This is a genomic window from Heterorhizobium halophytocola, from assembly GCF_017873095.1.
Classification (GTDB): Bacteria; Pseudomonadota; Alphaproteobacteria; order Rhizobiales; family Rhizobiaceae; genus Allorhizobium; species Allorhizobium halophytocola.
Map to the genome: position 1 here is coordinate 93,533 of NZ_JAGGJU010000013.1, position 22,957 is coordinate 116,489.

Here is a 22,957-nt window from a genome sequence, read left to right on the forward strand (position 1 = left end):
GTTCAAGCCTCCACCGTGCCGATCGGAGACGCGAGAGCTGGGTTTTCCGGATCGGAACCTGGCTTCCGGCTTCTGTCCTTGGTGCGAAAGCGTATGGCAACCTGTTCCAGGGCGCCTTGAAGGGCAATCTCATCGATTTCGATCTCTCCCAGTCCGGCCTTGAGCGCGATCCGCCCGATCCGCTCGGCCTCGCGCAATTCCGCTTGTCGCAATTGTTCTCTCAGCCTGCCGATATCCTCTCGCAATTGGTGGGGCGACTTCCTCATGGTCCTGCTCTTTCTCCTGCGCCATCTCAATGTCTTCGCCGTGAGCTTGTACGCGGTCGGCCAGCCGGTCTACTGACACAAGTGAGAGGTCATGAATCTGGCTGTCTCTGTCCGGCGTGGCCAAAGGCACCGCTGACCTCAGGCTTGCCAAGCGGTCCCGCGCGCCGGGGGCAGTCGATCCCGGATTCCGGCCTGCGGCCGTCGCTATGCTAATCCTCCTGCGGCTACCCGTTTAACCGGTCTTGCGGGTGGCGAACGGCTTGCGCGCCTTGCAGCCGCTCCAGCTGGTATGCCCATTCCTGTTTTAGGAAATTCTGTTCACTGCGCGTCAAAGCCGCCTGTTTGCCCAGGCGGCCGGCAGCTTGGGGGTCTCCCCCTGGCGCGGATGCAAGGGGCGCTATCGCTCACGCAGGCCGGCTTCCCCAACCTTCCTCTCCATGCGGCTCGTGCAGGATGGGTGATCCCCCTCCGACCTGCTTTGCCCTTGCACCTTGCACCCCCCGGTCTCGGCGACGGCCAGGGTTGCAGCGCAGCGATAGCGCTCCAACCCAGACCAACAAAGGATCACGGACATGACCTATACTCTTGCAACCCGCTTCTCGCGCAACGCTCACCAGATCAGCGGCCGGGACGCGCTCGACAACGAAACGCTCTACAGGCACGTGCCATCGATCTTCGCCGCGGAGCGGCATGACAGCCGATCACAACGCTATGTCTATGTCCCAACGATCGAGATCGTCGAGCAGCTGCGGCGCGAGGGCTGGTTTCCGTTCTTTGCGGTGCAGGCGGTGCCGCGCGACGGCAATCGTCATGGGCATGCGAAACATATGCTCAGGCTCCGCCGCGAGGACGGTATCGGCAAGGCAGAAGCGGCCGAGGTCATCCTGGTCAACAGTCATGATGGCACCAGCGCCTACCAGATGTTTGCTGGCATGCTGCGCTTCGTGTGCACCAACAGCATGATCGCGGGCGAGCGGTTCGAGGAAGTGCGGGTGCCCCACAAGGGCGATATTCAGGATCTGATCGTCGAAGGGGTCGACACGGTTGCCCGCGATTTCCCGCGGCTGATGGAGACGGCCGAGACAATGAAGGAAACGGTCCTGTCGAGAGACGAGCAAATTGCCTTTGCCGAGGCGAGCCTCCTTGTACGCTATGGCGAGGCGGACGCGCCGCTTGGAGCAGACCAGATCATCACGCCAAGACGCTGCGAAGATAAAGATCGGACGCTTTGGACGTCCTTCAACGTCATCCAGGAGAACCTGGTCCGCGGCGGACTACCGGGACGGCGTACGACGCCGGATGGTCGTGTCAGGCGTAGCCGTTCCCGTCCCATCAATGGCATCGATCAGAATATCGGGCTGAACCGGGCGCTCTGGACCTTGGCCGAGGCCATGCAGAGATTGAAATCTGTCTGAGCGCGGATGCCCTACCGTCGACAATGCCATTGCGAATGACGGTCAGTTCCCCGCCTACCGAAGCTCAAGCGCCGGCAGCGCCGGCGCTTGAGCTTCTGAGCATTCGAGCCTGTCGCTCCAGGTCGTGGAGGTGCGAAACGAGGCGCAGAGGGCCCCGGTCTAGCCGGTCAGCGCAGAAAGTTGTCGCGCAGCAGCGCGACCACTTCGCTTGCCCGTCCGTTCAGCACGGCTTTGGCACCGAAGAGCGCTGTCGAGGCGACCTGGGACATCTCCACCTTGGGCGGCATAATAAGCTCCATGCGGTTGACCTTCACGTCGAGCAGTGCCGGCCCGTCCGTTGCCAGCCATTCGCGCATCTTTCCCTCGAGCTCGGACGCGCGCTCGACCCGTCCACCCCAAAAGCCGCAGACTTCGGCGAGCTTGGAGAAATCGGGGTTCTTCAACTCCGTATAAGCGTCCAGCATGCCTTCGACGCGCTGCTCCATCTCGACAAAGCCGAGCGAGGCGTTGTTGAAGATCAAAAGCTTGACCGGCAGCTTTTCCTGAACGAGCGTCAACAGGTCACCCATCAGCATGGTCATGCCGCCATCGCCGCAAAGTGCGATCACCTGACGGTCCGGGTGACTGGCGGCAATTCCCATGGCCTGCGGATAGGCGTTTGCCATGGTCCCGTGCAGCAGGCTCACCAGAAAACGCCGCGTGCCGTTAGCCGTGAGGTGGCGCAGGCCCCAGAGCATGGGGCTACCGCCGTCGGCGGTGAAAAGCGCATCCTCATCCGCCAGCGTGTCCAGCATCTGAGTCAGAAACTGAGGGTGGATCAGAGTGTCGTCTTTCTCCTCGGCCGACTGGGTATAGGCTTCGCGATCCAGTTCCCACTGTTTCAGCGCTGACTCGAGATAGGAAAGACCGGTCTTGTCCTCCAGCATCGGCAGAAGAGCATCGAGCGTGTCGGCAACGTCGCCGATAAGGCCGAGGTCGATCGGGCTGCGCTTGCCGAGATTGTCGGGGTTGATATCGATCTGCGCGATCTTCGCCTTCTTGGGATAGAATTGCGAGTAGGCGAAATCCGTGCCCAGCGTAAGCAGGAGATCGCACCTGTCGATCGATGCCATGCCTGCGTGATTGCCGAGAATACCGTTCATCCCGACATTGTAGGGATTGTTCGGCTCGATGAATTCTTTTGCGCGGGTGGTGTGAACCACCGGCGCCTTGACCTTTTCGGCAAGCGACACGACTTGGCGGTGGGCGCCCCGCGCGCCGATCCCCGCATAGATCGCAATGTTCTTCGCCGCGTTGATCATGTCGGCGAGCTTGCGCAGATCCGCCTCGCGCGGACGGACCATGGGGCTCGACAGATTGACGTTCCAGTCCAGATCGTCCGGCACCTGTTCAGAGAACATGTCGCCATTGACGATGATCACCGCCACCCCGCGATGGGCAAGAGCAGCCTGCGCCGCCATGGCGGTGAGCCGCCGTGCTTGGCTTGGGTGGGTCATCTGCTTGCAGAACACCGAGGTCTGTTCATAGATGCGCTGCTGGTCGACCTCCTGGGGAAAGTCGAAGCCCACCTCGGCGCGATCGACATTTGACGCGATCAACACCACCGGCGCGCCATTGCGGTGGCTCTCGAAGATGCCGTTGACGAAGTGCAGGCTGCCGGGCCCGGTCGTGCCGGCGCACACGGCGAGTTCGCCGGTCATATAGGCCTCGCCCCCGGCCGCCAGTGCCCCGGTCTCTTCGTGACGAACATGGATCCATTCAAGCTCGGATTTGCGGACGGAATCGACCAGATGATTGATGGTGTCACCGACAATGCCATAGCAGCGCTTGGCGCCCGCCTTGAGCAAAGTATCGACGATGGCTTCGGAAACGCTGGTGGACATGGGCTACTCCTTGAGGGTCATTCGGCTGCGGCGGGCTGAGATGTCTTGGCTCGCACGCGTTCAAGGTCTGTGCGGGGCTTGAAGCTTTCCGCTGTCGCTGCTTCCCACCAGTCGGCATAGATCGTGTCTTGCGGAGCATCGATCAGGATCCGCTCCGGCAGGAAGGCATAGATATTGTCCATCGTATTGGCCTTTTCGGGCCCTTGCCGGTGCATGACATTGTGCGGCGAAAGCTCGGCTGGATGGGTAAGACCGGCCGCAGCGACCATGTCCGCCAGGGATTCCAGCGTCTTGGCATGAAACCGGGCGGCGCGTTCGGCCTGCACCTGTGGCACCAGCGCGCGCATGCGGGCGGGATCCTGCGTTGTGACGCCCGTTGGACAGGTGCCTGTGTGACAGCGCTGCGCCTGGATACAACCGACAGACATCATGAAGGCGCGCGCCGCGTTACACCAGTCTGCGCCCATGGCCATGTTGTATGCGATGCCCATGCCGGAATAGACCTTGCCTGAGGCCGCCAGGCGTATCTTGGGCTTTAATCCTGATCCTACCAGTGCATTGCGCATCAGGATCAACCCCTCCTTCAACGGCATGCCCACCCAATCCGACAGTTCGAGCGGTGCTGCGCCGGTGCCTCCCTCGCCGCCATCGACCACGATGAATTCCGGGATAATCCCGGTCTTGAGGATCGCCTTGATGATGGCAAAGACTTCGTGCGGCTGACCGACGCACAGCTTCAACCCTACCGGCTTGCCGCCGGACAGGTCGCGCATGCGGGCGGCGAATTCCAGCATCTCGATCGGGGTGGAAAAGGCCGTATGACCACGCGGCGACAGGGCGTCCTGATGAACTGGAACCTGTCGGACGCGCGCGATCTCTTCCGTCACCTTGGCCGCTGGCAGCAGACCGCCATGGCCGGGCTTGGCACCTTGGCTGAGCTTGATCTCGGTCATCTTGACTGCCTCGTGTGCCGCACCGTCGCGAAACTTTTCCGGGTCGAAATGTCCGCTTTTGTCGCGTGCACCGAAATAGGCCGAACCCAGCTCCCAGACGATGTCGCCACCGCCGGCCAGGTGGTGATCGCTCAGGCCACCCTCGCCAGTGTCGTGATAGAAGCCACCCTGCTTGGCGCCGAGATTGAGCGCCTTCACAGCATTGGCGGACAGGGCGCCAAAGCTCATGGCCGAAATGTTGAGGATGGAGGCACTGTAGTGCTTCGTCGTTTGCTCGTTGCCGACGGTGACGCGCGGCGACTTTTCCGGATGTTCTGCGGGTGCGATGGAATGGGAGAGCCAATGGTAGTTGTTCTGGTCGGTGTCGCGCTCCGTCCCGAAGGGGTGCGTGTCGCTTTCGCCGCGGGCGCGTGCATGGACCAGGTTTCGTGCCTCGAAGGAGAATGGGGTGCCGTTCAAATCGTCTTCCACGATATAGGCCCTGAGATAGGGCCGCAGGTCGTAGAACAGCCAACGGATGCGACCGGCCACGGGATAATTGCGTGTGATCGTCCATGTCTGCTGAAAGAAGTCGTAAAGCCCGAGGATGACGATGACGCTACAGACCCCCGCGAGCACGATCCACCAGGAACTGTGTTTCAATTCGACGAGGCTGACGATCAAAAGGATTGCGGCGACAAGCGGAATGATGATGCGGCGCAGGAGTGCTACCATGGACTGGCTTCCTTGACAGGTCCGTCCCCGCGGAGGTGCGGACAGCAGATCGCAGGCGGCAGGTGGGGATGGCGGTGTGCTTAGCCTACAGGTTTCGGCAAAGTGTGAAGCCGAAACGTGTGGCCTGGCGTTTTGTTTCAAACGCGCGGATGCAACGTTTGCCGGTCAACCGAACGTCCCGGCGTCGTCACGTGGGACTGCCGCCAGAGGGCGCGATAGCTTTGTTGTGCGTCGAATCTTGGCCAATCTAGGGAGTGTCAGGAGCAATTAGGTCATCCATGCACCAATCGCCGCTTGGTTCCTCATGTGGGTGAACGGTCGGGCGCGCCATGGTTGTTTTCCGCCTCCCCCTCACTTTTGTCAGTAGAGTGAATGTGCGCCTTGGCGCAGGATCCCGGCCGTTCGAAGGACGGCATCCAAGGGCGCAATTATACGTCGCAATGGCGACGTGTTGCTTCCGAGCGAGCCTGGAGGGTGGGCGGTCCGTCGAACGGAGAAACCCGGTTTCGACAGGATCGAGGGAACGCCATGGCTATCGCGCATTTCTCCGTCACCCTGGTGGCGCGCGGCTCCGGCAGGAGCGCCGTGATGTCGGCCGCCTATCGCCACTGCGCCAAGATGGCGTTCGAGCGGGAGGCAAGAACCGTCGATTATTCCCGCAAGGCAGGGCTCGGCCATGAGGAATTTGCTGTCCCCGATGACGCGCCGGCCTGGCTGCGCCTGCTGATGGGCGAGCGTTCGGTTGCTGGTACCTCGGAAGCCTTCTGGAACAGGGTCGAAGCGTTCGAGAAGCGCGTCGATGCACAATTGGCCAAGGAGATGACGATCGCCGTGCCGCGCGAGCTGAACCTGCAGGAGAATATCGCCCTGATGCGCGACTTCGTGGCGACCCACATCACCGCAAAGGGCATGGTGGCGGACTGGGTGATCCATGACATTGCCGGCAATCCGCATGTGCATCTGATGACGACTTTGCGTCCGCTGACCGACGATGGCTTCGGCCCAAAGAAGATCGCGCTCACCGGAGCGGACGGCATGCCGGTTCGCAACGATGCCGGCCGGATCGTCTATGCGCTCTGGGCCGGGGGCGGCGATGACTTCAATGCCCTGCGCGATGGCTGGTTTGACTGCCAGAACCGCCATCTGGCGCTTGCCGGTCTCGACCTTCGCGTCGATGGCCGCTCCTATGAAAGCCAGGGGATCGATCTTCTACCGACGCTGCATCTGGGTGTCGGTACGAAGGCGATCGAGCGCAAGGCTAACGTCGAGGGACAGGCGCAGTCACTCGATCGGCTGCGGGAACAGGCGGCCCTGCGTGCCGCAAATGCCAGGCGCATCGAAGCAAAGCCCGGGATCGTGCTTGACCTGATCACCCGTGAGAAGAGTGTCTTCGACACCCACGATGTCGCCAGCGTGCTGCATCGCTCCGTCGATGATCCCATGCTGTTCCAGTCGCTGATGGCAAGGATCCTGCAACACCCCGATGTGCTTCGCCTCGAGCCGGAGAGATTGGAACTTGTAAGCGGCGCCCGCGCGCCTGCCAGATACACGACCCGCTCGCTGATCCGGCTGGAAGCCAGGATGGGCGCCCAGGCCAACTGGCTCAGTCGGAGAAGCTCTCATGGCGTGCGAACGGCGGTGCGCGATGAGATACTTGCCCGCCACGTCCAGCTTTCGGACGAGCAGCGTGCGGCTATCGGTCATGTGACGGGACCCGAGCGCATCGCGGCCGTCATCGGCCGTGCGGGTGCGGGCAAGACGACGATGATGAAGGCGGCAAAGGAGGCATGGCAGCTTGCAGGCCACCGGGTGGTCGGCGGTGCCCTTGCCGGCAAGGCAGCAGAGGGACTTGAACGGGAGGCCGGCATTCCGTCGCGCACACTATCGTCCTTCGAGCATGGCTGGGCGAAGGGGCGTGACCTCCTGGACGAAAAGACCGTCTTTGTCCTCGACGAGGCCGGCATGGTGTCCTCCAGGCAAATGGCATTCTTCGTCGAGACGGTGGTCAACTCGGGGGCCAAGCTGGTGCTGATCGGTGACCCCGATCAGTTGCAGCCGATCGAGGCGGGCGCGGCGTTTCGGGCGATCGCCGATCGGATCGGCTACCGGGAGCTGGAGACAATCTACCGCCAAAAGCAGGACTGGATGCGAAAGGCCTCGCTCGATCTGGCCCATGGCGCCGTCAGCAAGGCGCTAGACGCCTACCGGGAGCAGGACAGGCTGGTTGGATCGGCGCTGAAGGCGGATGCCGTTGAGCGCCTGATCGAAGACTGGGACCGGGATTATGATCCGGCCATCCCGTCTCTTATCCTGGCGCATCTGCGTCGCGATGTGCGCCTGTTGAACCGGCTTGCCCGGGAGAGGCTGGTCGCGCGTGGTGTGATCGAGACGGGTGCCCCGTTCAAGACAGCCGACGGCGAGCGTGCCTTTGCCGCCGGTGACCAGATCGTGTTCCTGAAGAACGAGGCATCGGTCGGGGTGAAGAACGGCATGCTGGCAAGCGTGGTCGAGGCGTCACCGGGCCGGATCCTGGCTGAGCTCGTTGATGGCACGCACCGACAGGTGACAATAGAGCAGCGCTTCTACAATGCCGTCGATCATGGCTATGCCACCACGATCCACAAGGCGCAGGGTGCGACGGTCGACTGGGTGAAGCTCCTGGCTTCGCTGTCGCTCGACCGGCATCTGACCTATGTGGCCATGACCCGGCATCGCCAGGATCTGCGGGTCTATTATGGTCGCCGCTCGTTCGACAGGGCCGGTGGTCTGATAGCCATGCTATCCCGCAGCAATGCCAAGGAGACGACACTCGATTATGCGGATCGTCCGCTCTATGCGCAGGCGCTGCGCTTTGCCGAGGCCCGCGGCCTGCATCTGATGCGCGTTGCCAGAACCGTCCTGCGCGACCAGCTGGAATGGACGGTGAGACAGGGACAGAGACTGGCCGAACTGGGACAGAGACTGGCGGCGGTCGGACAAAGGCTCGGCCAGGAGATCGGCCCGCGGCTTGGGCATGGATTGCAGCCGCCAGCCGACGGGCAAGTCTCCGCATCCGCCCGTGCAATCAGGACACCGGCCCCGATGATTGCCGGCATCGAGACCTTCCCCCGGACGATCGAGACGGACGTGGAAGAGAAGCTTGCGCAAGATCCGGGCCTGACGCGGCGATGGGAGGATGTTTCCTTGCGCTTCCGGCTTGTCTTTGCCGATCCTGAGACAGCCTTCAGGGCGGTGGATGTCGATGCCATGCTGGGGGATGCCGGCATCGCCGCTGCGACCCTCAAGCGATTGGTCGAGGATCCGGAGCGCTTTGGCGCGCTGAAGGGGCGAACCGGTCTGCTGTCGAGCAGAGAGGATCGTGAGGCGCGCAAGACGGCCAGCCTGAACGTGCCGGCACTTGCGCGCAATCTCGAGCGCTATCTGGCCCTGCGCGCAGAGACTGGCGCACGCTACACAAAACAGGAGGAGGACCTGCGAACACGGGCAGCGATCGACATTCCCGCCCTGTCGCCGAAGTCTTTGAAGATGTTGGCAGAGGTGGCGGAGGCTATGGAACGCGACCCGCTATCGGCGGCTCGCGATCCGCGACTGGGCGACCGACAGCTGGCAGCGGAGTTGGAGGCCTATGCGGCCGCCGTGTCGGCCCGGTTTGGCGCGCGCGCGTTCCTGACTTCCGAAGCAAGTGATGTGACGGGTGAAGCCTTCCAGGCCGTCACGCGCGGTTTGAACCAGGCGCAAAAGGCGGAGATCGCGTCCTCTTGGGACACGATGCGGATGGTGCAGAGGATTGACGCTCTGCGGCTGACAGAGCTGGAGGCAAAGCAGGCGGAGCGGGTTCGTGCCGCGAAGGTCGAGGGGGATCCCGAGCTCACGCCGCGGCCGCGATATACGCAATGAGATCGGCGAGACGCCTCCTACGGCGAGAGCAAAGCCTCCCGAAACAGGCATGGGAGACGGGAACCCCTTCGATCTTAGTATGATCGCGCGACAGTGCTGACGGGAACAGGCGAAATTTTTTCTGGCGTGGCTCTTGAACCTGAAATTGTCAAAAACCAAATCGATTTTTGCCAGTCGCTGCAGAGGACTGGTCTTGCTGGAGGCGCCGCTTTCGGCGCTTCCGTACCCATGTTGCTTCAAGGAGGATATGGCTATGGCAACATCTTATGACTACGCACCGTTATACCGTTCGAGCGTTGGCTTCGACCGCGTCTTCAATCTTCTCGAGAATGCGCAACGTGCCCGTTCGATCAGCGATTGGCCGCCCTATGACATTGTCAAGACCGGTGACGACAACTACTGCATCTCGATTGCGGTCGCGGGCTTTGCCCAGGACGAGCTTGAGATCACTTTCCAGTCCAACCTTCTGACTGTCATCGGCAAGAAGCCGGAGACATCCGCCGATGGCTATCTGCACCGCGGTATTGCTGGCGGGCCGTTCGAACATCGGTTCGAGCTTGCAGATCATGTCCGGGTGAACGGAGCAGATCTAAGCAATGGTCTCCTGTCGATCAATCTTGTTCGCGAGATCCCCGAGGCACTGAAACCGCGCAAGATCTCCATCCAGAGCGATCCCGCTTTGACGTCGGTTGCGCCGGCGCAGATCGAAGCGCAAAAGGCGGCTTAAGCTATATTTCCGCAGGGCGAGGGCGCCGTGGCGACGGCGCCCGTCGGCATTCCGGGTTTGAAAGGAGAGAGCGATGAAACCCGATATGTTCAAGCAACCTGTTTCCATTGTTGTCGGGCTTGGCTTCCCGGCCGACGTGCGCAGCGTGATGGACGCCTACCGGCATCTCACCGAATGGCCGGTCTCGCTAAGAGATGCCGCGCACTCGGTGGCGCTCAAAGCATGCAAAGCCGCGTTGTGCGGTCAAATCGAGGCCGAGACGGCGCGCGGTCTGTTTGTTGCTTTCGCCGACAAACATGATTTGCTTGCGCCGGAAATGAGCGGGATTGCCGGGTCACCTAATTGGTGCGATCCAGATACGCATGCAAGGTGAGGTAATGATGTGAGCCATCGCTAAGCGGCCACGAACGGGCGTCTGCCGCCCAGCGAAAGTGGGAAGAAATTACTGAAATTTTTGCCAGCAGACGGCTTGGCTGGTGAACTGAAGGAGCTAAGAGTTCTTCTCTTTAAAGCACGGCAGGAGTCGCACTGAAGGCGAAGTCAGATCGATCCGAGGTAGTATCCGATAACCTCCTCCAATTCGGTTTCCTCATAGCCGAAATGTGAGCGTACCACCTCTTCCAGTTTTCGGAATGTGTTGCCGGCCTGAATGAAATTGGCCTCCGAGGGGGCTTCCGCCAATGCATCTGCCGCACGACTTAGGCGGATGATCAACTCATGAACGACCTCGTGCTCCGCCTTCAGCTTCGCCACGATCTGGCGAAACCTGCCGCCACCCGCTGCTTCGATCCGGGGAAACATGTCGGCGCTTTCAATGTCGTGGTGAAACTTGAGCACTTGGCATTCACGGCCGCAAAGCGATCCGAACGCTAGAAAATTCTCAGCCATATCGAGGGAAAGCACCAGCTGCTTCAGGTGCTCAGGCGGAGCGTCCCGCGCTTCGATCATGGCGAGGATCGCGCCGATTTGACCCATTTCTCTGAGATGATGACTGTGGATTGCAGCTAGTTGTCGACCTTGGCGACGGTGCATGGCTGTTGCCTCAGGCACGGGCGGGGCTTGGGGTCGCGCAGCCTCATCGACACTCAGTTCGTCCAGCGGTTGGGTCGAAAGATCAGTCATGGAAGATGATATTGGTGTGTTATACGCCAAGTCAACCACGTCCGCTCCGGGCCGGTAGGGGGCTTTAGCCGTTTGACCGTCAAGAAAAATGCCACGGCATCAGAGCCTCGATCCGGCTCTGACTGTGGCCATTAACGATGGCGGCCAGCTGGACGCTCAGATAGGTTTATGGATTGACAGCGTTGGCTTGCACGTTTCGAGGCGCGAGGCGATGGTTGCCCAGTTCTGGGCTCCGGCATCATGTCCGGTAAAGAGAGCAGGACAAGGAGAACGGGAGAGGCCGATGCTAACGATGCCGGAAATGGTCGAACGCGAACCACAGCGTTATGTCGCTGTTCGTCTGCCAGTTGTGATCCCTTTCGACGAGGAGGTCGATCCTGCTTTCGACGAACTGTTCGATGCTTTCGCGCAAGCTGGGGTTGCGCCGGACGGTGTCGAGTTCATCAAGTTCAACCTCGTCGACATGCCGCGCCTCGAGATCGAAACGGGTATGACCACAGATGCGTCCATTCCTCTTTCGGGCCGTCTGCTTGAAGGGATGCTGCCCGGAGGGCGATATGTGCGAATGACCTACACTGGCCCATACGAGGGGCTTTACGATGCCACCGCCATGCTCGTCGGATGGGCAAAGGAGAAAGGCTTGATATGGGACTCATCGAGCTCGGAGGCCGGAGAGCTGTTCGCGTGTCGTCTCGAGATACACGACAACAATCCCTCCATCGAACCTGATCCAAGCAAGCTGATAACAACCTTGCTGTTCAAGCTGGCAGACTGATGAGGCAACTGCCGGATGGCCGCCGTTCGCACTGAGCAGCAGACGCCTTTCGGCCCTTTGCGGTCATGAAGGATGTTCTCGTCCGACAGCGGTTTTGCGGGCGATGTAACTTTAAATTGACATCGGATGCCGGGGAGACGTTCGGCCTTGGGGATTGATTGCAGGCCGTAGTTCCGGCCGCAGCATTCCACTCTGCGGCCGCCTGGGTGCGGTGAACGCGGTTTTGCAATGCGGAGCGGGGTGAGACGAAGAGTGTTGGTTTCCACGCGGAACTGAGCCGGTTTTTCCACCGAGAAGTGAGCCACCTGTGAGTATGGTTTTCTGATCAGGCTTTGGTCAAGGGATTGGCCTTTTCTCCTCTCTTCTGTGCTGCTGCTGCCGAACTGGCCTTGAAGCGGAAGCTGTCGTTACCGGTTTCCAAGATGTGGCAACGGTGTGTGAGACGGTCCAGCAGAGCCGTGGTCATCTTGGCATCGCCGAAGACCGTGGCCCATTCGCTGAAGCTGAGGTTGGTGGTTATGATGACGCTGGTGCGCTCATAGAGCTTGCTCAGCAGGTGGAAGAGCAGCGCTCCGCCTGAGGCACTGAACGGAAGGTATCCGAGCTCATCGAGGATCAGCAGATCGAGCCGAACCAGCGTTTCGGCAATCTGGCCTGCCTTCCCCTTTGCCTTCTCCTGTTCGAGTGCGTTGACCAATTCGATGGTCGAGAAGAAGCGGACTTTTCGGCGGTGATGCTCGATAGCCTGAACACCGAGGGCAGTCGCGATATGGGTCTTTCCTGTGCCCGGCCCGCCGACGAGGACAATGTTCTGCGCTCCGTCCATGAACTCGCATCGATGCAGTTGGCGCACCGTCGCTTCATTGATCTCGCTGGCGGCGAAGTCGTAGCCGGAGATGTCCTTATAGGCAGGGAAGCGCGCAGCCTTCATATGATAGGCAATCGAGCGGACCTCGCGCTCGGCCATCTCGGCTTTCAGCAATTGGGACAGGATAGGTACGGCCGCATCGAAGGCTGGTGCTCCTTGCTCGATCAGGTCCGCAACCGCTTGAGACATGCCATACATCTTCAGGCTACGCAGCATGATGACGACGGCGGCGCTGGCGGGATCATGACGCATCGCGACCTCCCACGATCCGGACACGTAGGCCATCATAGCGCTCCACGTTTGCTTTGGGTTCGCGAGCCAAGGTCAGCGCCTGTGGCGTGTCGATATCAGGACCGTCGGTTGTCTTCCCATCGATCAGACGATGCAGCAGGTTCAGCACATGCGTCTTGGTCGCGACGCCTTGATCCAGAGCCAGCTCCACAGCCCTGACGACAACCTGTTCGTCGTGATGAAGCACCAGAGCCAGGATGTCGGCCATCTCCCGATCACCACCGGGACGGCGAAGCATCTGGTCCTGCAGTTGTCGAAAGGCTAGCGGCAATTCCAGGAAGGGAGCACCATTGCGCAGGGCACCAGGCTTGCGTTGGATAACGGCAAGGTAATGCCGCCAATCATAAATCGTTCGCGGTGGTTTGTCGTGACTGCGTTCTATGATCCGCGGATGCTCGCAGAGGATAATGCCCTCGGCTGCAACAACCAGTCTCTCGGGATAGATCCGCAGGCTGACGGGCCGGTTCGCAAATGATGCTGGCACACTGTAACGATTACGCTCGAAGGTGATCAGGCATGTCGGCGAGACCCGCTTGCTCTGCTCGACGAAGCCGTCAAATGCAGTCGGCAACGCCATCAATGCTGCCCGCTCATCAGCCCAAACCTCCCCGATCGTGCCGGGCAGGCTCCCATGCGCAGTGTCCCGCCATAGGTCTTGGCAATGCTGTTCCAGCCAGACGTTTAAAGACCGCAAATCAGGGAAGTCCGGCATCTGTTGCCACAGCCGTGGTCTAGCATCCTGGACGTTTTTCTCGACCTGTCCCTTCTCCCAGCCAGCGGCGGGATTGCAGAACTCAGGCGCAAATACGTAGTGGTTCGTCATCGCAAGGAACCGGATGTTGACCTGTCGCTCCTTGCCGCGGCCAACGCGATCGACCGCCGTCTTCATGTTATCGTAGATGCCGCGAGCAGGCACGCCGCCGAACACACGGAAGCCATGCCAATGGGCGTCAAAAAGCATCTCGTGCGTCTGCAGCAGGTAGGCCCTGACCAAAAACGCACGACTGTGCGATAGCTTGATATGCGCGACCTGCAGCTTCGTCCGCTCGCCGCCGATCATGGCATAGTCCTCACTCCAATCGAATTGGAATGCTTCGCCTGGGCGGAAAGACAGCGGAACGAATATGCCGCGGCCCGTCGTCTGCTGCTCACGTTGCCGGTCAGCCCGCCAATCACGGGCGAAGGCGGCAACCCGACCATAGGAGCCGGTAAAGCCGAGAACCACCAGATCGGCATGAAGCTGCTTTAGAGTTCGACGCTGTTTGCGTGACCTCCCGGCCTCGGTCTTCAGCCAGGCCGCCAGCTTATCGGCAAAAGGATCAAGCTTGCTCGGTCGTTCCGGCATCGTGAACGTCGGCTCGATCGTACCGGCGTTCAGATACTTCGCGATCGTGTTGCGCGACAGCCCGGTGCGCCGGCTGATCTCCCGGATCGACTGCTTCTCACGCAGCGCCATCCGACGGATGATATTTAAAAGTCCCATGTGGATCACTCCGTTGCCCCCGTCGCTCACCGCGTTGGGGGAATGTTCACATGGCTCAATTCTCAATGGAAATTATGCGCCTAACCGGCTCAGTTCTGCGTGGAAACCAACACGAAGGTGACTGTCAGCGTGTCCTGCTCGGTCCAATTTAAGCCCTCATGCTCATAATGGCGCAGAACGCTTTCGACAGTTGCTATCCGTAGCGAGAACGTGGGCAGATGATACGCCACAAAGACGCTGTAAGGCTGCGCGAGGAGATAATTGAGGTTTGTGCGCTGGACCGAGATACTCAGCGAACCGTCGGCTTTGAGCGGGCGCTCGGTCCCCTTCAACTGGACGTGAAGCCTGACATTCGTCGGCTTTCCCTGGTCGAGTACCTCGATTTGGCAATCGGTCCCATAATCCTTTCGGTCGGCCCGCTGCAGGATGAAATGTTCGCTTCGCGCGAGCAAAGCCTGAAAGGCGCTCTCAGCTTTTTCCTCAATCGCATGATTGGGTCCGCGGCCGGGCAGATCGTCAACGCTACCCATGGCAGGTTTGCCGGCAGACGTCTGCTATCGCTCTCTTTTTCATGTCTGTCACCTGTTCGAAATGCCGATCTCCCGGTTCTCACCCACCTCCGGGAAAATGCGCTCCAAGATGTTCATAGCGTGTTCAGCGATACCGTCTAAGGCGATGTGGACACCGATATCAGCTTGCGGAAAATCCAGATCACTCGACGCGGACGCCCAATTAAGGCTTGTAATCACGATATTATCGTCATCCCAAGCAACAAACTTCCCATGCAATGGGATGTCGCCAGCTTTAATTAAGCGAACGCCATTGGTCTCCGCTTCTTCTGCCAATTTGCGGGCGTGGCGGTTCTTCAGGGGACCCGACGGCATCGTGTAGAGGAGCGTGGTACCGATATTCGCTCTTTCGACTGCAGTCTCCGCTTGTATTACGACGCCTGGTCTCGCCGTTGACCCCAACCTGTGGCTCCCCACGACGACGCGGCTGTTCGCCGACCCACTCGCCGTCCTCATGATAACGTCATGATTATCACCAAACACGAGAGATATCTTCGCTGGACCGCCCTTCGAGGAATGCCGCCGCAAATCGCGTGCAACGATAGCCATCTCCGTTGCAATGTCATCCGAAAGGCCGCGCCGCCCAACCATTCGTTGTAGGGCCACGGCAACATCAGCGACGACAGCTGGATCACGAAGGACAGCTGTCAGTTCGACTGCCCTGAACGGCGTGGAGAGCCAGTTGCATGAGCCGATGGCGGCAATCCAGTCGCCTTCCGCCGTGTCCGCAAGAAGAATTTTGGCATGGGACCCAGTGCTGCGCATGTGCACGCGAAAACGCCGCGCGACATCGCGGTCGTCGCGAACCATCTTAGCGATTTCCACAGCGGAGGCACTATTGCGTGTTTCTTCTTCGTCCAATGACTCTGCGCCCCAAAGCATGTCAAATGTCACACCACGAAGGCAGGCGGCTCGGATGTCTGGAAACAGGTCCTTGAAGCGACGATGGTCGAGAAAGGTCGAGTGAACAATCACGCGGCTATCAGCACTCGCGAGCAACTTACGCAAGAATTCAAGTTGGGCCGATCCGCCGATAACAATATCAGCCGGGTCGAATTCACAGTTGTGAGCCGTCGGCTCGGGCTCAGCCTCTTGAGCCGAGCCGCCATAGCCGACAGAAACTTGGGTCGTTCCTTCCGGCAGTGAAGCCGCTTTGTCGATAACTGCTCGCAGTCCCGTCGAGGCGCTCTCCGGGACGTTCCGAGGCACCCCATCGACCACACGGATCATCATGAACTCGGCGCGAAGCGACGAAGTTCGTCCATCAACTAGCGCAACCTGCTCTTCCCATCCTCGGGCGGCAATCTGCGACAGCCGGCCAAGATTTGCTTCGTGTGACATCGACGGACCGCCGCCTTCAACAACAACGAGTCTGAGATCGGGGTCTGTTTCGTTGGCCAGGGCGGTCTCCGAGATCACTCGGACCTGTCCAGTCGGAAAGAACCCTCCTGTGGCTCGTTCGATAACAAAGCTGACACGTTTGACTTCACGTTTAGGAAAGAACGGCAGCGGCCGACCGCTTGCAACCACCTCTTTGCCATATTCACTAGCTTGAAAGGCTGCCCCATTGCTCTGAACAGTGAGCTCAATGAGCCGAAAGCGCATAAGCCTTGCGATGGAGGCAACAATAATTTGGCGAGGCAAACCCGAGTCTGTCGAAAGCTGCGCGATCGTCCGTTTCTGTTGGGCCGTCGCCCAAAGGATCATCTCGTCGATTACGCTCCAAGCTCGGCCCTTATCAATGCCGACATTGCAAGAAAGCCGAAAGGCGGGAATGGCAATCAGCATGAATGGTCCCCCCCGCGCAAGATGGCTGGGTCAATGACGCTTGCCAACTTAATATCCTTCCCACGCACCTCCCGTGATAGCTCATCAATCGTGTCAGCGACCACGGTCAGAAATGCGAGGTCATGCTTGCCAGCGTCAGGGTTCACTCCGCGCACGGCTTCGCGCAGAAATGCAAGACTCCCGACAATAACGAGTTTTGACTTTGCTCGGCTCAAAGCAACGTTCATGCGTCTCCGGTCCCGCAAGAAACCCAACGCACCCGCGCCCGTCCCCGAGTTGTTTCTGACGAGAGACAGGACCACCAGATCCGCTTCATTTCCTTGGAAGCCGTCAACTGTACTAACCCATTTGTTGCTTCCGAGCACGGGCTGGAATTCCGACAGATGCGCAAGTTCGCCACTGCGGATCCCGGCATCTATTCGCTCGCTGAGTTTTTCGACCTGCGCTTTGTAGAACGAAAGGATGACCAAGGTTGGAGGCTTTTCGCTCGCTTTCGACGCACGGATGTGTCGAAGCACGTCGTATGTGGCTGATACTTCACTGGGATTGTGCCAACGCGGGCTCATCTTCTCGGCGCGCGCACCAGATCCTGTTGCACTAATGTGTTTGAAGTTCACCACGACGACAGGAGATTTTGGTAATGGGCTCCGAACTTCGAACGGCGGCGGCACTTCCTCGGCGGCTCTTGCACGGGCAGCTTGTGTGTTGAGCTTGTGCTCATAAAATGCGGCCGACACGATACGAGCGATCGCCGGATCCATGCGCCGCTGTTCTGTCAGGGTAGAAGATATCGGCCGATGATTGGTGTTACCGAGTAGCCGACGCTCGTCTTCAACTACGAACGTCCGGAACGGCTCGAATAGTCGCAGCGCCATGTCAGCGACTTCTCGCAACGATGCGGGGTCGCGTGCAATGTGGTCCAGCTCTGCGATCTCTCCATCTCGCATCAGGGGGCCAACGTACTGCTCGGCTAGCTTTAGCGCTTCGGCGACCAAGCTGTGGTCGCGAAGAACCTTGACGAGGCGGTCTGCCTCGAAAGGTGGTAGCTGATGATGATCTCCGATCAACAATCGCCGCCCTGAGAGCATGAGTGGACCAATCAGTTCGGGTCCAGTTGCCTTGGCCGCCTCTTCAACAATGACCCAGTCAAATTGTTCGCGAGCCTCGACCAGCCGCTCTATGTCGGGAGAGTTCGCTGTCGAAATGACGATATTCGCGGCATCCAGGACTAGGCTTGACACCGCATTCAGAGCGACGCGATCATCCTTCTCAACAGCGTCTTTGGATTTCGTCAGCCGCCCGGCGGACGCTGTCAGGCTGTGGACGCGGTCGCGAAGTGGACCTGGGGCATCCCGCGTCAACGGGCTCTCCGAAAGAATTTTCAGGTAGTCCAGTCCAGCCTGATGAACGTCCTCGTCACTTGTCGGCCGCCGTTCAGATGCAGTCGACCTGACGATAATGACGTCATCGAGCTTGTTCTCCTTGAGGGTGTCTTTTATCTTCTCCTGCAAGTGATCAAGCGCATCATGACCTTGCGCCGTCAGCAATAGGCGAGTGGATCGGTCGTTCGAAAATCGTCGCCTTACGGTTTCGGTTGCCAAGCGCGTCTTTCCAACACCGGGAGGACCGACAACGAAGTAGGATGGCAACGTCGACCACAGACCGAGAAGGGCCTCCTGCTTGGGCACATCTAGGTCTTCGAAATGTTCGTCTGCTTTGTCATCGTCATCGAGGGTCTCACGACTCGATCGGCGAACTCGCCAAGGGTCATCAAGCATTTCGGTAAGATCTACCCGCGTTGTCAGTGCTTTGATGTTGCGCAGGCGTCGCGCTATAACTCCCTCCGTACCGGCATCGCGTTCCGGCCTGAGAAACAGCTGTCCCCCGTCGGAAGGGAGATCTTCATCGATCTCAAAACGGTAGGCCGTGCGGCCTCGATGCTCTTGGACATCCGCAAATGTGGCAGTCACGTCGTTGCGGCGGCTGGCGCCAAGACTTGCCGCCTGCGAGAAACGCCATTGGGCATCCGCATCGCGATGGTCGTCTTCAAACAGTCGTTTAAGCGCGGCCGACGCCTCGGTCAAACCGATGCGCTTTGCGATCCGGTCCCTCTCGTTTTGAGGCTGTGCACGTACCACTGCGTAACGTCTGCCACTGACCTGCTCACTTTCAAGCACCTCTACCGGATATACCTCCAGTGATTTTACGACCGCTTCGATCACCTGCACGAGCAGGAGCGACCGTCTGATCAGGTCGGAACGATTGGGAGCGCCCTCGCCGCCACGTGGCGCTGCAAACGCGCTCCAATCGAGCGCATCCGGCCCAAGGCGGGCACGGGTATCCACCGCATGACGGACGGAAGTCACCACCTCAATCGGCTGTACTAGATCATGCTCATCTTGATCGCCGATCCGGAGAGCTTCTGGACGTGGCTCCGCACGTGAGCACACCGCTACGTCCCAGGCTGCAGAGCCATCTTGTCTCATTGGTACAAGCGCATAATTCATGGTTGAAGTCACGAGATGCATCTTGTCTTGGAGAGGGTCGAAGTTGCGCTGCACCATCAATGTGGCGCCACCATCTAGGTCGGCCCTCACCCATTCCAATTGGTCCCGATACTCATCGACAGGTACTGCGCCATCGCTGACTGCATAAACTGCTTCACCAAGCCCAGAAGTCTGCGAAAACATCATGATAAAGGTGCCGGCCCGGGACGCTACGGAACGACCCACATCCGCGATAATGTCATCCACGGATCGCGCTATCGAAATTGCCTCTAAGCTGTCCATTCTCGTTGGGCTTACGAGGCGCTTCAGGAATACCCTTTCGGAAGTGCTAAGGACAATCTGCGTTTCCGAACGTCCTAAAGCCTGAACATCACCTGATGCTCGAACGACGGCGTCGAGGCAATGTGCAGCCAACTTGCCCAACGCACGCCAATCTTCAGCGAAAGAGTAGCGATCCGCCCGAATAGCATCGGCGTGAGCACCTAGTTTGGCATGGGCCTTCTCTGATTTGTCGGCGGAAAGCCAGAGGCTCCATTCGAAACCCGTAAGTTGAAAATCAGGTTCCTCGGAGCCTTCGGTCATTACGCTGTCCGACGAGATGCTTCCGTGAACCAAACCTTGCGCATGGACGATACCCAATGCAGTAACAAGGCGCTTAATGTTCCGCCAAAAAAGCGTACGAGGACGGGGCGCTCCCAAATTTTTCAGCCAATGCTGACGAGAAACCCTGAGCAACTTGGCAGAAAGCGGTTGGCCGGCGTGCTCAAGGAGGACACCGAAGTTTTCAGCATCTTCCACGAACTCGAGTATATCAACGATCACTTCGCGAGCGCCAGCGTAGGACATTACACGCTGAACCTGCCGCATTTCATGCAGCCAGAGTTGGCGTAGATCCGCATCGACCGGCTTACCGGTTTTCTGCCAAAGCTTCAGGTTTCGCTCAAAACCGGTCGTCTGGTCCAAAACTTCAAATTGTGCAGAACGAAGGACTTTTTTATCACCGGCTGCGACGGCGTCGCCAAGAAACGTAAAACGCTTTTCAAGCGGAGGTAGTGCGCGGCTCGCCCGCTTCTTTGTTTTGCCTCCGACCATGGCCCCGCTCCCCCACCCTGAAAACAAACAGTTAGAATACTTTACGTCGCTTAATCTCCACCGATCAACGGTTAACTTGCGGCTATACACGGTTGCAATCACGAAATAGAGCAGAAGCTTGCGCTCAAGCTATGATCCCTGATGTTCGAGGTGTTTGTCGCGGCGATAAATGGACTGGTAGCGCTGACCAAGTTGGATCAGTTCTGCGCTTCCTTCCGATGAGGGCACGGCTTTGACCAGAAGCCAGGTGCATAAGAGCGCACTCAACGCGATGCCGCTCATTGACTGAAAAAGTTCACCGTCGTCCAATGGAGGATCGATAATCATCCGATTGACGCCGTCCTCATCCGCACGAACGTGCCGATCTAGCGAGGTCAACGTGACATGTGCTGAATCAGCTGAAATCTCGCGATAGATCAGAATTAGCCGTTTGAAATCGCTGCCTTTCCCAAGGTCAGTGGGCTGTACACGTTTCGCGGTTTTATTGTTCATGAACTCTTGGACGAGGCGACGCGTTGCCGGATCGCTGGGAGGCTGATCGTCGTTCACTGCCTTGACTAGAGAACGCTTGCTGGCCCTGTCATCGTCCTTTATCGTCTGAACGTATTCGGGAATACGAGCGGCAGCTTCAAGGTGAATGGCACATTCGATGATTTCACGTGCTGTAATTCGCAGCTCGAGTTGTTTGTCTGCTTCAGCGTGACGAATTGCCGTGTCGAGCAGGGTCAGAAGGCGCGCATAGACGGCGAACCTAATGGACTGCAGCTCGGCATCTTTAGGGTCCTCGGGCGCGGCGACCACGTTTTGGACGAATTCGGTAGCGTCAGATCTGAAATCGCGTAGCCATACAAGCCAATCGTCCAACACCACTGCAACACCTATATCAAAACTGGAGAACTGAATTCTCCTCGTTGTTCACATTTTTCCCGGGGAAAAACGCGCCAGCCGTTTTCGCACTTCACTAACCGGAAGTCGACACCTCGGGTGACCCGCAAGTTTGCTCAGTCCGCCATGAAGATGCTCAATTGGTACGTGGTCTCCGTCCGCAAACTGGTCAAACAGCCACAAGACACCGTGCATTTCCAACCGCTCGGTTACAGCAAGTTCCCGGAGCACACCGTCACCCGTTAGCAGCCCCCATTTTCGGCTTTCCGCAATGGCGAAGGCGAAAGTATCCGGCGCAGACAGGCGAGAATACTGTCGGTTGATCACGGTCGCGCGGCGAAGCTCGATTGATGTCAATTCTTCGATACGAAGCCCTAGTCCCACCAACCTGTCTCCAAGCTCGCCCGCGAGCTCCCGATCATAGAGCAGATCGGGGACCGCGAATTCGAATGGTAGGAGAAACATCTCGTCGAGAAGCGCGGCTCTTTCGAGGTCAATCAGGACCGAAGTGTCTGATACAAGAACAGCCACAGATCACACCGCGACTTGATCCAGGCGCTTGTCGAGCTCACGAACTGAAATGCCAAGCAATTCAGCAGCACGGGATTCACCAATCGCTCCTTCTGACAAAGCACGATAGCAAAGGCGCTCGAACCGCCTTGGCTCCTCCAATTCCGGCTTCATGCTTTCGGGCTCTTCATAAGGAGCATCCCTCCAACCTCTTTCGGCGAACACCTTGAACAGACGCGCGCAGGAAGATTGGCTAATGATGCCAAGATCTTTGCATCGATAAGCCAGCGCCTGAATGCTGACGCCGAAGCGCTTCTTCAGTTCCACGAGTTCACCGATGCTGATCGATGATCGATGCGCACCAACCTCTGCGCGTAAGACATCAGCCGGCATTAAAAACGCGCCGGCAAAACGATGAGCAGCCTTTTCCTCATCGACACCACCACTTGGGGCGATGATCATATGTCCGAGTTCATGCGCTAGGTTGAAACGCTTGCGCTCCGACCATGTGCTTCTTTTGATGACAATCACGCGCGCTGCGTCACGGTCTTTTCGGCGCACTTTCGCTGCGAGGCCATCGACGTTGTCAAGGTCGAGCGATAGAATCTTTATCCCCCTTTCTTCTAGCAATTCAGCCAGTTGCGGAATGGGATCATTCCCAAGCCCCCAATCCTCCCGGACGGAACGTGCGGCATCTTCGGCATCGCGCACTTCCGCCACAGGATGAGGCGCACTTCTCGGCTGCTCCCACTCGACACTACGCATATGCAGGAGGTCCTCAACAGCAAGATATCGCTCCAGCATGTGGATGGCACGCGCCTCTAGTGCGGACTCCTCCTTTGAGGACGTGCCGGCCTTTTTTCGGAAATCCACACCTTCAAGCGAAAGCTCGTCTTCACTGAGGAGAGACTCTTCCGAAACCTTCAGTGCTTTCGCGAGCGCCATGAGTACGCGAGAACTCGGCATATCCTCGTTCCTCTCGTATTTCCCGATCGCCTGTGCTGACACAATGCCGCCTATTGCGGCGGCAAGTGCGCGCAAGGACAGCCCCGAAGCCGTCCGAGCGACTTTCAGTTTATTTCCAATCATGTCCGCCTCCTGTGTTGATGGTTTACAAAATAGAATTTTTTTTGCATTCTGTAAACCGCGACCTCTTGAAATAGTCGAGTCGTGATCTGACCTAATTAAGGTCACCGCTTTAAGCGTCGCTCT

17 protein-coding genes and 1 pseudogene are annotated in these 22,957 nt (G+C 58.8%); 5 read left to right on the forward strand and 13 right to left on the reverse strand.

What is annotated here, in order from left to right:
• Nucleotides 1–2: 2 nt before the first annotated feature.
• Complete coding sequence (locus tag J2Z17_RS21195; RefSeq protein WP_209947986.1) at nt 3–266, reverse strand: TraC family protein; 264 nt, start codon at nt 264–266, stop codon at nt 3–5.
• Between the two features lie 572 nt (nt 267–838).
• Between J2Z17_RS21195 and J2Z17_RS21200 the strand changes: the two genes are divergently transcribed.
• Nucleotides 839–1,681, forward strand: coding sequence for a DUF932 domain-containing protein (locus J2Z17_RS21200; RefSeq protein ID WP_209947988.1), 843 nt, complete (start codon nt 839–841; stop codon nt 1,679–1,681).
• A 167-nt stretch (nt 1,682–1,848) separates the two neighbouring features.
• Here J2Z17_RS21200 and J2Z17_RS21205 read toward each other — a convergent pair whose 3' ends face one another.
• Complete coding sequence (locus J2Z17_RS21205; RefSeq protein WP_209947990.1) at nt 1,849–3,564, reverse strand: thiamine pyrophosphate-dependent enzyme; 1,716 nt, start codon at nt 3,562–3,564, stop codon at nt 1,849–1,851.
• A gap of 17 nt (nt 3,565–3,581) precedes the next feature.
• The gene (locus J2Z17_RS21210; RefSeq protein WP_209947992.1) at nt 3,582–5,231 is read right to left on the reverse strand and encodes an FMN-binding glutamate synthase family protein; all 1,650 of its coding nucleotides are present in this window, start codon (nt 5,229–5,231) and stop codon (nt 3,582–3,584) included.
• Between the two features lie 528 nt (nt 5,232–5,759).
• Here J2Z17_RS21210 and traA point away from each other — a divergent pair.
• The 3 genes from traA to J2Z17_RS21225 all read left to right on the forward strand — a co-directional run bounded on the left by traA (nt 5,760) and on the right by J2Z17_RS21225 (nt 10,228).
• The gene (gene traA / locus J2Z17_RS21215; RefSeq protein WP_209947994.1) at nt 5,760–9,128 is read left to right on the forward strand and encodes a Ti-type conjugative transfer relaxase TraA; all 3,369 of its coding nucleotides are present in this window, start codon (nt 5,760–5,762) and stop codon (nt 9,126–9,128) included.
• 253 nt (nt 9,129–9,381) lie between these two features.
• Nucleotides 9,382–9,855 (forward strand): Hsp20 family protein, encoded by a 474-nt coding sequence (locus tag J2Z17_RS21220; RefSeq protein ID WP_209948172.1) that lies wholly within the window; start codon nt 9,382–9,384, stop codon nt 9,853–9,855.
• A 73-nt stretch (nt 9,856–9,928) separates the two neighbouring features.
• On the forward strand, nt 9,929–10,228 hold the full coding sequence (locus tag J2Z17_RS21225) for a DUF982 domain-containing protein (RefSeq protein WP_209947996.1): 300 nt from the start codon (nt 9,929–9,931) through the stop codon (nt 10,226–10,228).
• A 167-nt stretch (nt 10,229–10,395) separates the two neighbouring features.
• Here the strand turns inward: J2Z17_RS21225 and J2Z17_RS21230 are convergent, their stop codons facing one another.
• Entirely contained in the window at nt 10,396–10,977 is a 582-nt protein-coding gene (locus J2Z17_RS21230; protein WP_209947998.1) for a hemerythrin domain-containing protein, read from the reverse strand.
• A 79-nt stretch (nt 10,978–11,056) separates the two neighbouring features.
• Nucleotides 11,057–11,235 (reverse strand): annotated as a pseudogene (locus J2Z17_RS25320) (transposase domain-containing protein); the annotation flags it as partial.
• Nucleotides 11,236–11,260: 25 nt separating this feature from the next.
• Between J2Z17_RS25320 and J2Z17_RS21235 the strand changes: the two are divergent.
• Nucleotides 11,261–11,752, forward strand: coding sequence for a GyrI-like domain-containing protein (locus J2Z17_RS21235; protein ID WP_209948000.1), 492 nt, complete (start codon nt 11,261–11,263; stop codon nt 11,750–11,752).
• 325 nt (nt 11,753–12,077) lie between these two features.
• On the opposite strand, the gene istB is transcribed toward J2Z17_RS21235, so the two are convergent.
• The 8 genes from istB to J2Z17_RS21275 form a co-directional block, all read right to left on the reverse strand.
• A complete protein-coding gene (istB, locus tag J2Z17_RS21240) occupies nt 12,078–12,872 on the reverse strand; it encodes an IS21-like element helper ATPase IstB (RefSeq protein ID WP_209948175.1) in 795 nt (264 codons plus the stop codon).
• Entirely contained in the window at nt 12,862–14,394 is a 1,533-nt protein-coding gene (gene istA, locus J2Z17_RS21245) for an IS21 family transposase (RefSeq protein WP_209948003.1), read from the reverse strand. The genes istB and istA overlap by 11 nt, the downstream gene beginning before the upstream one ends.
• Before the next feature lie 89 nt (nt 14,395–14,483).
• Nucleotides 14,484–14,924, reverse strand: a complete 441-nt coding sequence (locus J2Z17_RS21250; protein ID WP_209948005.1) for a DUF4365 domain-containing protein — start codon at nt 14,922–14,924, stop codon at nt 14,484–14,486.
• A 48-nt stretch (nt 14,925–14,972) separates the two neighbouring features.
• The gene (locus J2Z17_RS21255; RefSeq protein ID WP_209948007.1) at nt 14,973–16,751 is read right to left on the reverse strand and encodes a phospholipase D-like domain-containing protein; all 1,779 of its coding nucleotides are present in this window, start codon (nt 16,749–16,751) and stop codon (nt 14,973–14,975) included.
• Entirely contained in the window at nt 16,745–20,350 is a 3,606-nt protein-coding gene (locus J2Z17_RS21260) for an AAA domain-containing protein (RefSeq protein ID WP_209948009.1), read from the reverse strand. The genes J2Z17_RS21255 and J2Z17_RS21260 overlap by 7 nt, the downstream gene beginning before the upstream one ends.
• A gap of 129 nt (nt 20,351–20,479) precedes the next feature.
• On the reverse strand, nt 20,480–21,217 hold the full coding sequence (locus tag J2Z17_RS21265) for a hypothetical protein (RefSeq protein ID WP_209948011.1): 738 nt from the start codon (nt 21,215–21,217) through the stop codon (nt 20,480–20,482).
• Nucleotides 21,218–21,265: 48 nt separating this feature from the next.
• Nucleotides 21,266–21,766, reverse strand: coding sequence for a PIN domain-containing protein (locus J2Z17_RS21270; RefSeq protein ID WP_209948014.1), 501 nt, complete (start codon nt 21,764–21,766; stop codon nt 21,266–21,268).
• A 3-nt stretch (nt 21,767–21,769) separates the two neighbouring features.
• Complete coding sequence (locus J2Z17_RS21275; protein WP_209948016.1) at nt 21,770–22,834, reverse strand: helix-turn-helix domain-containing protein; 1,065 nt, start codon at nt 22,832–22,834, stop codon at nt 21,770–21,772.
• Nucleotides 22,835–22,957 lie beyond the last annotated feature (123 nt).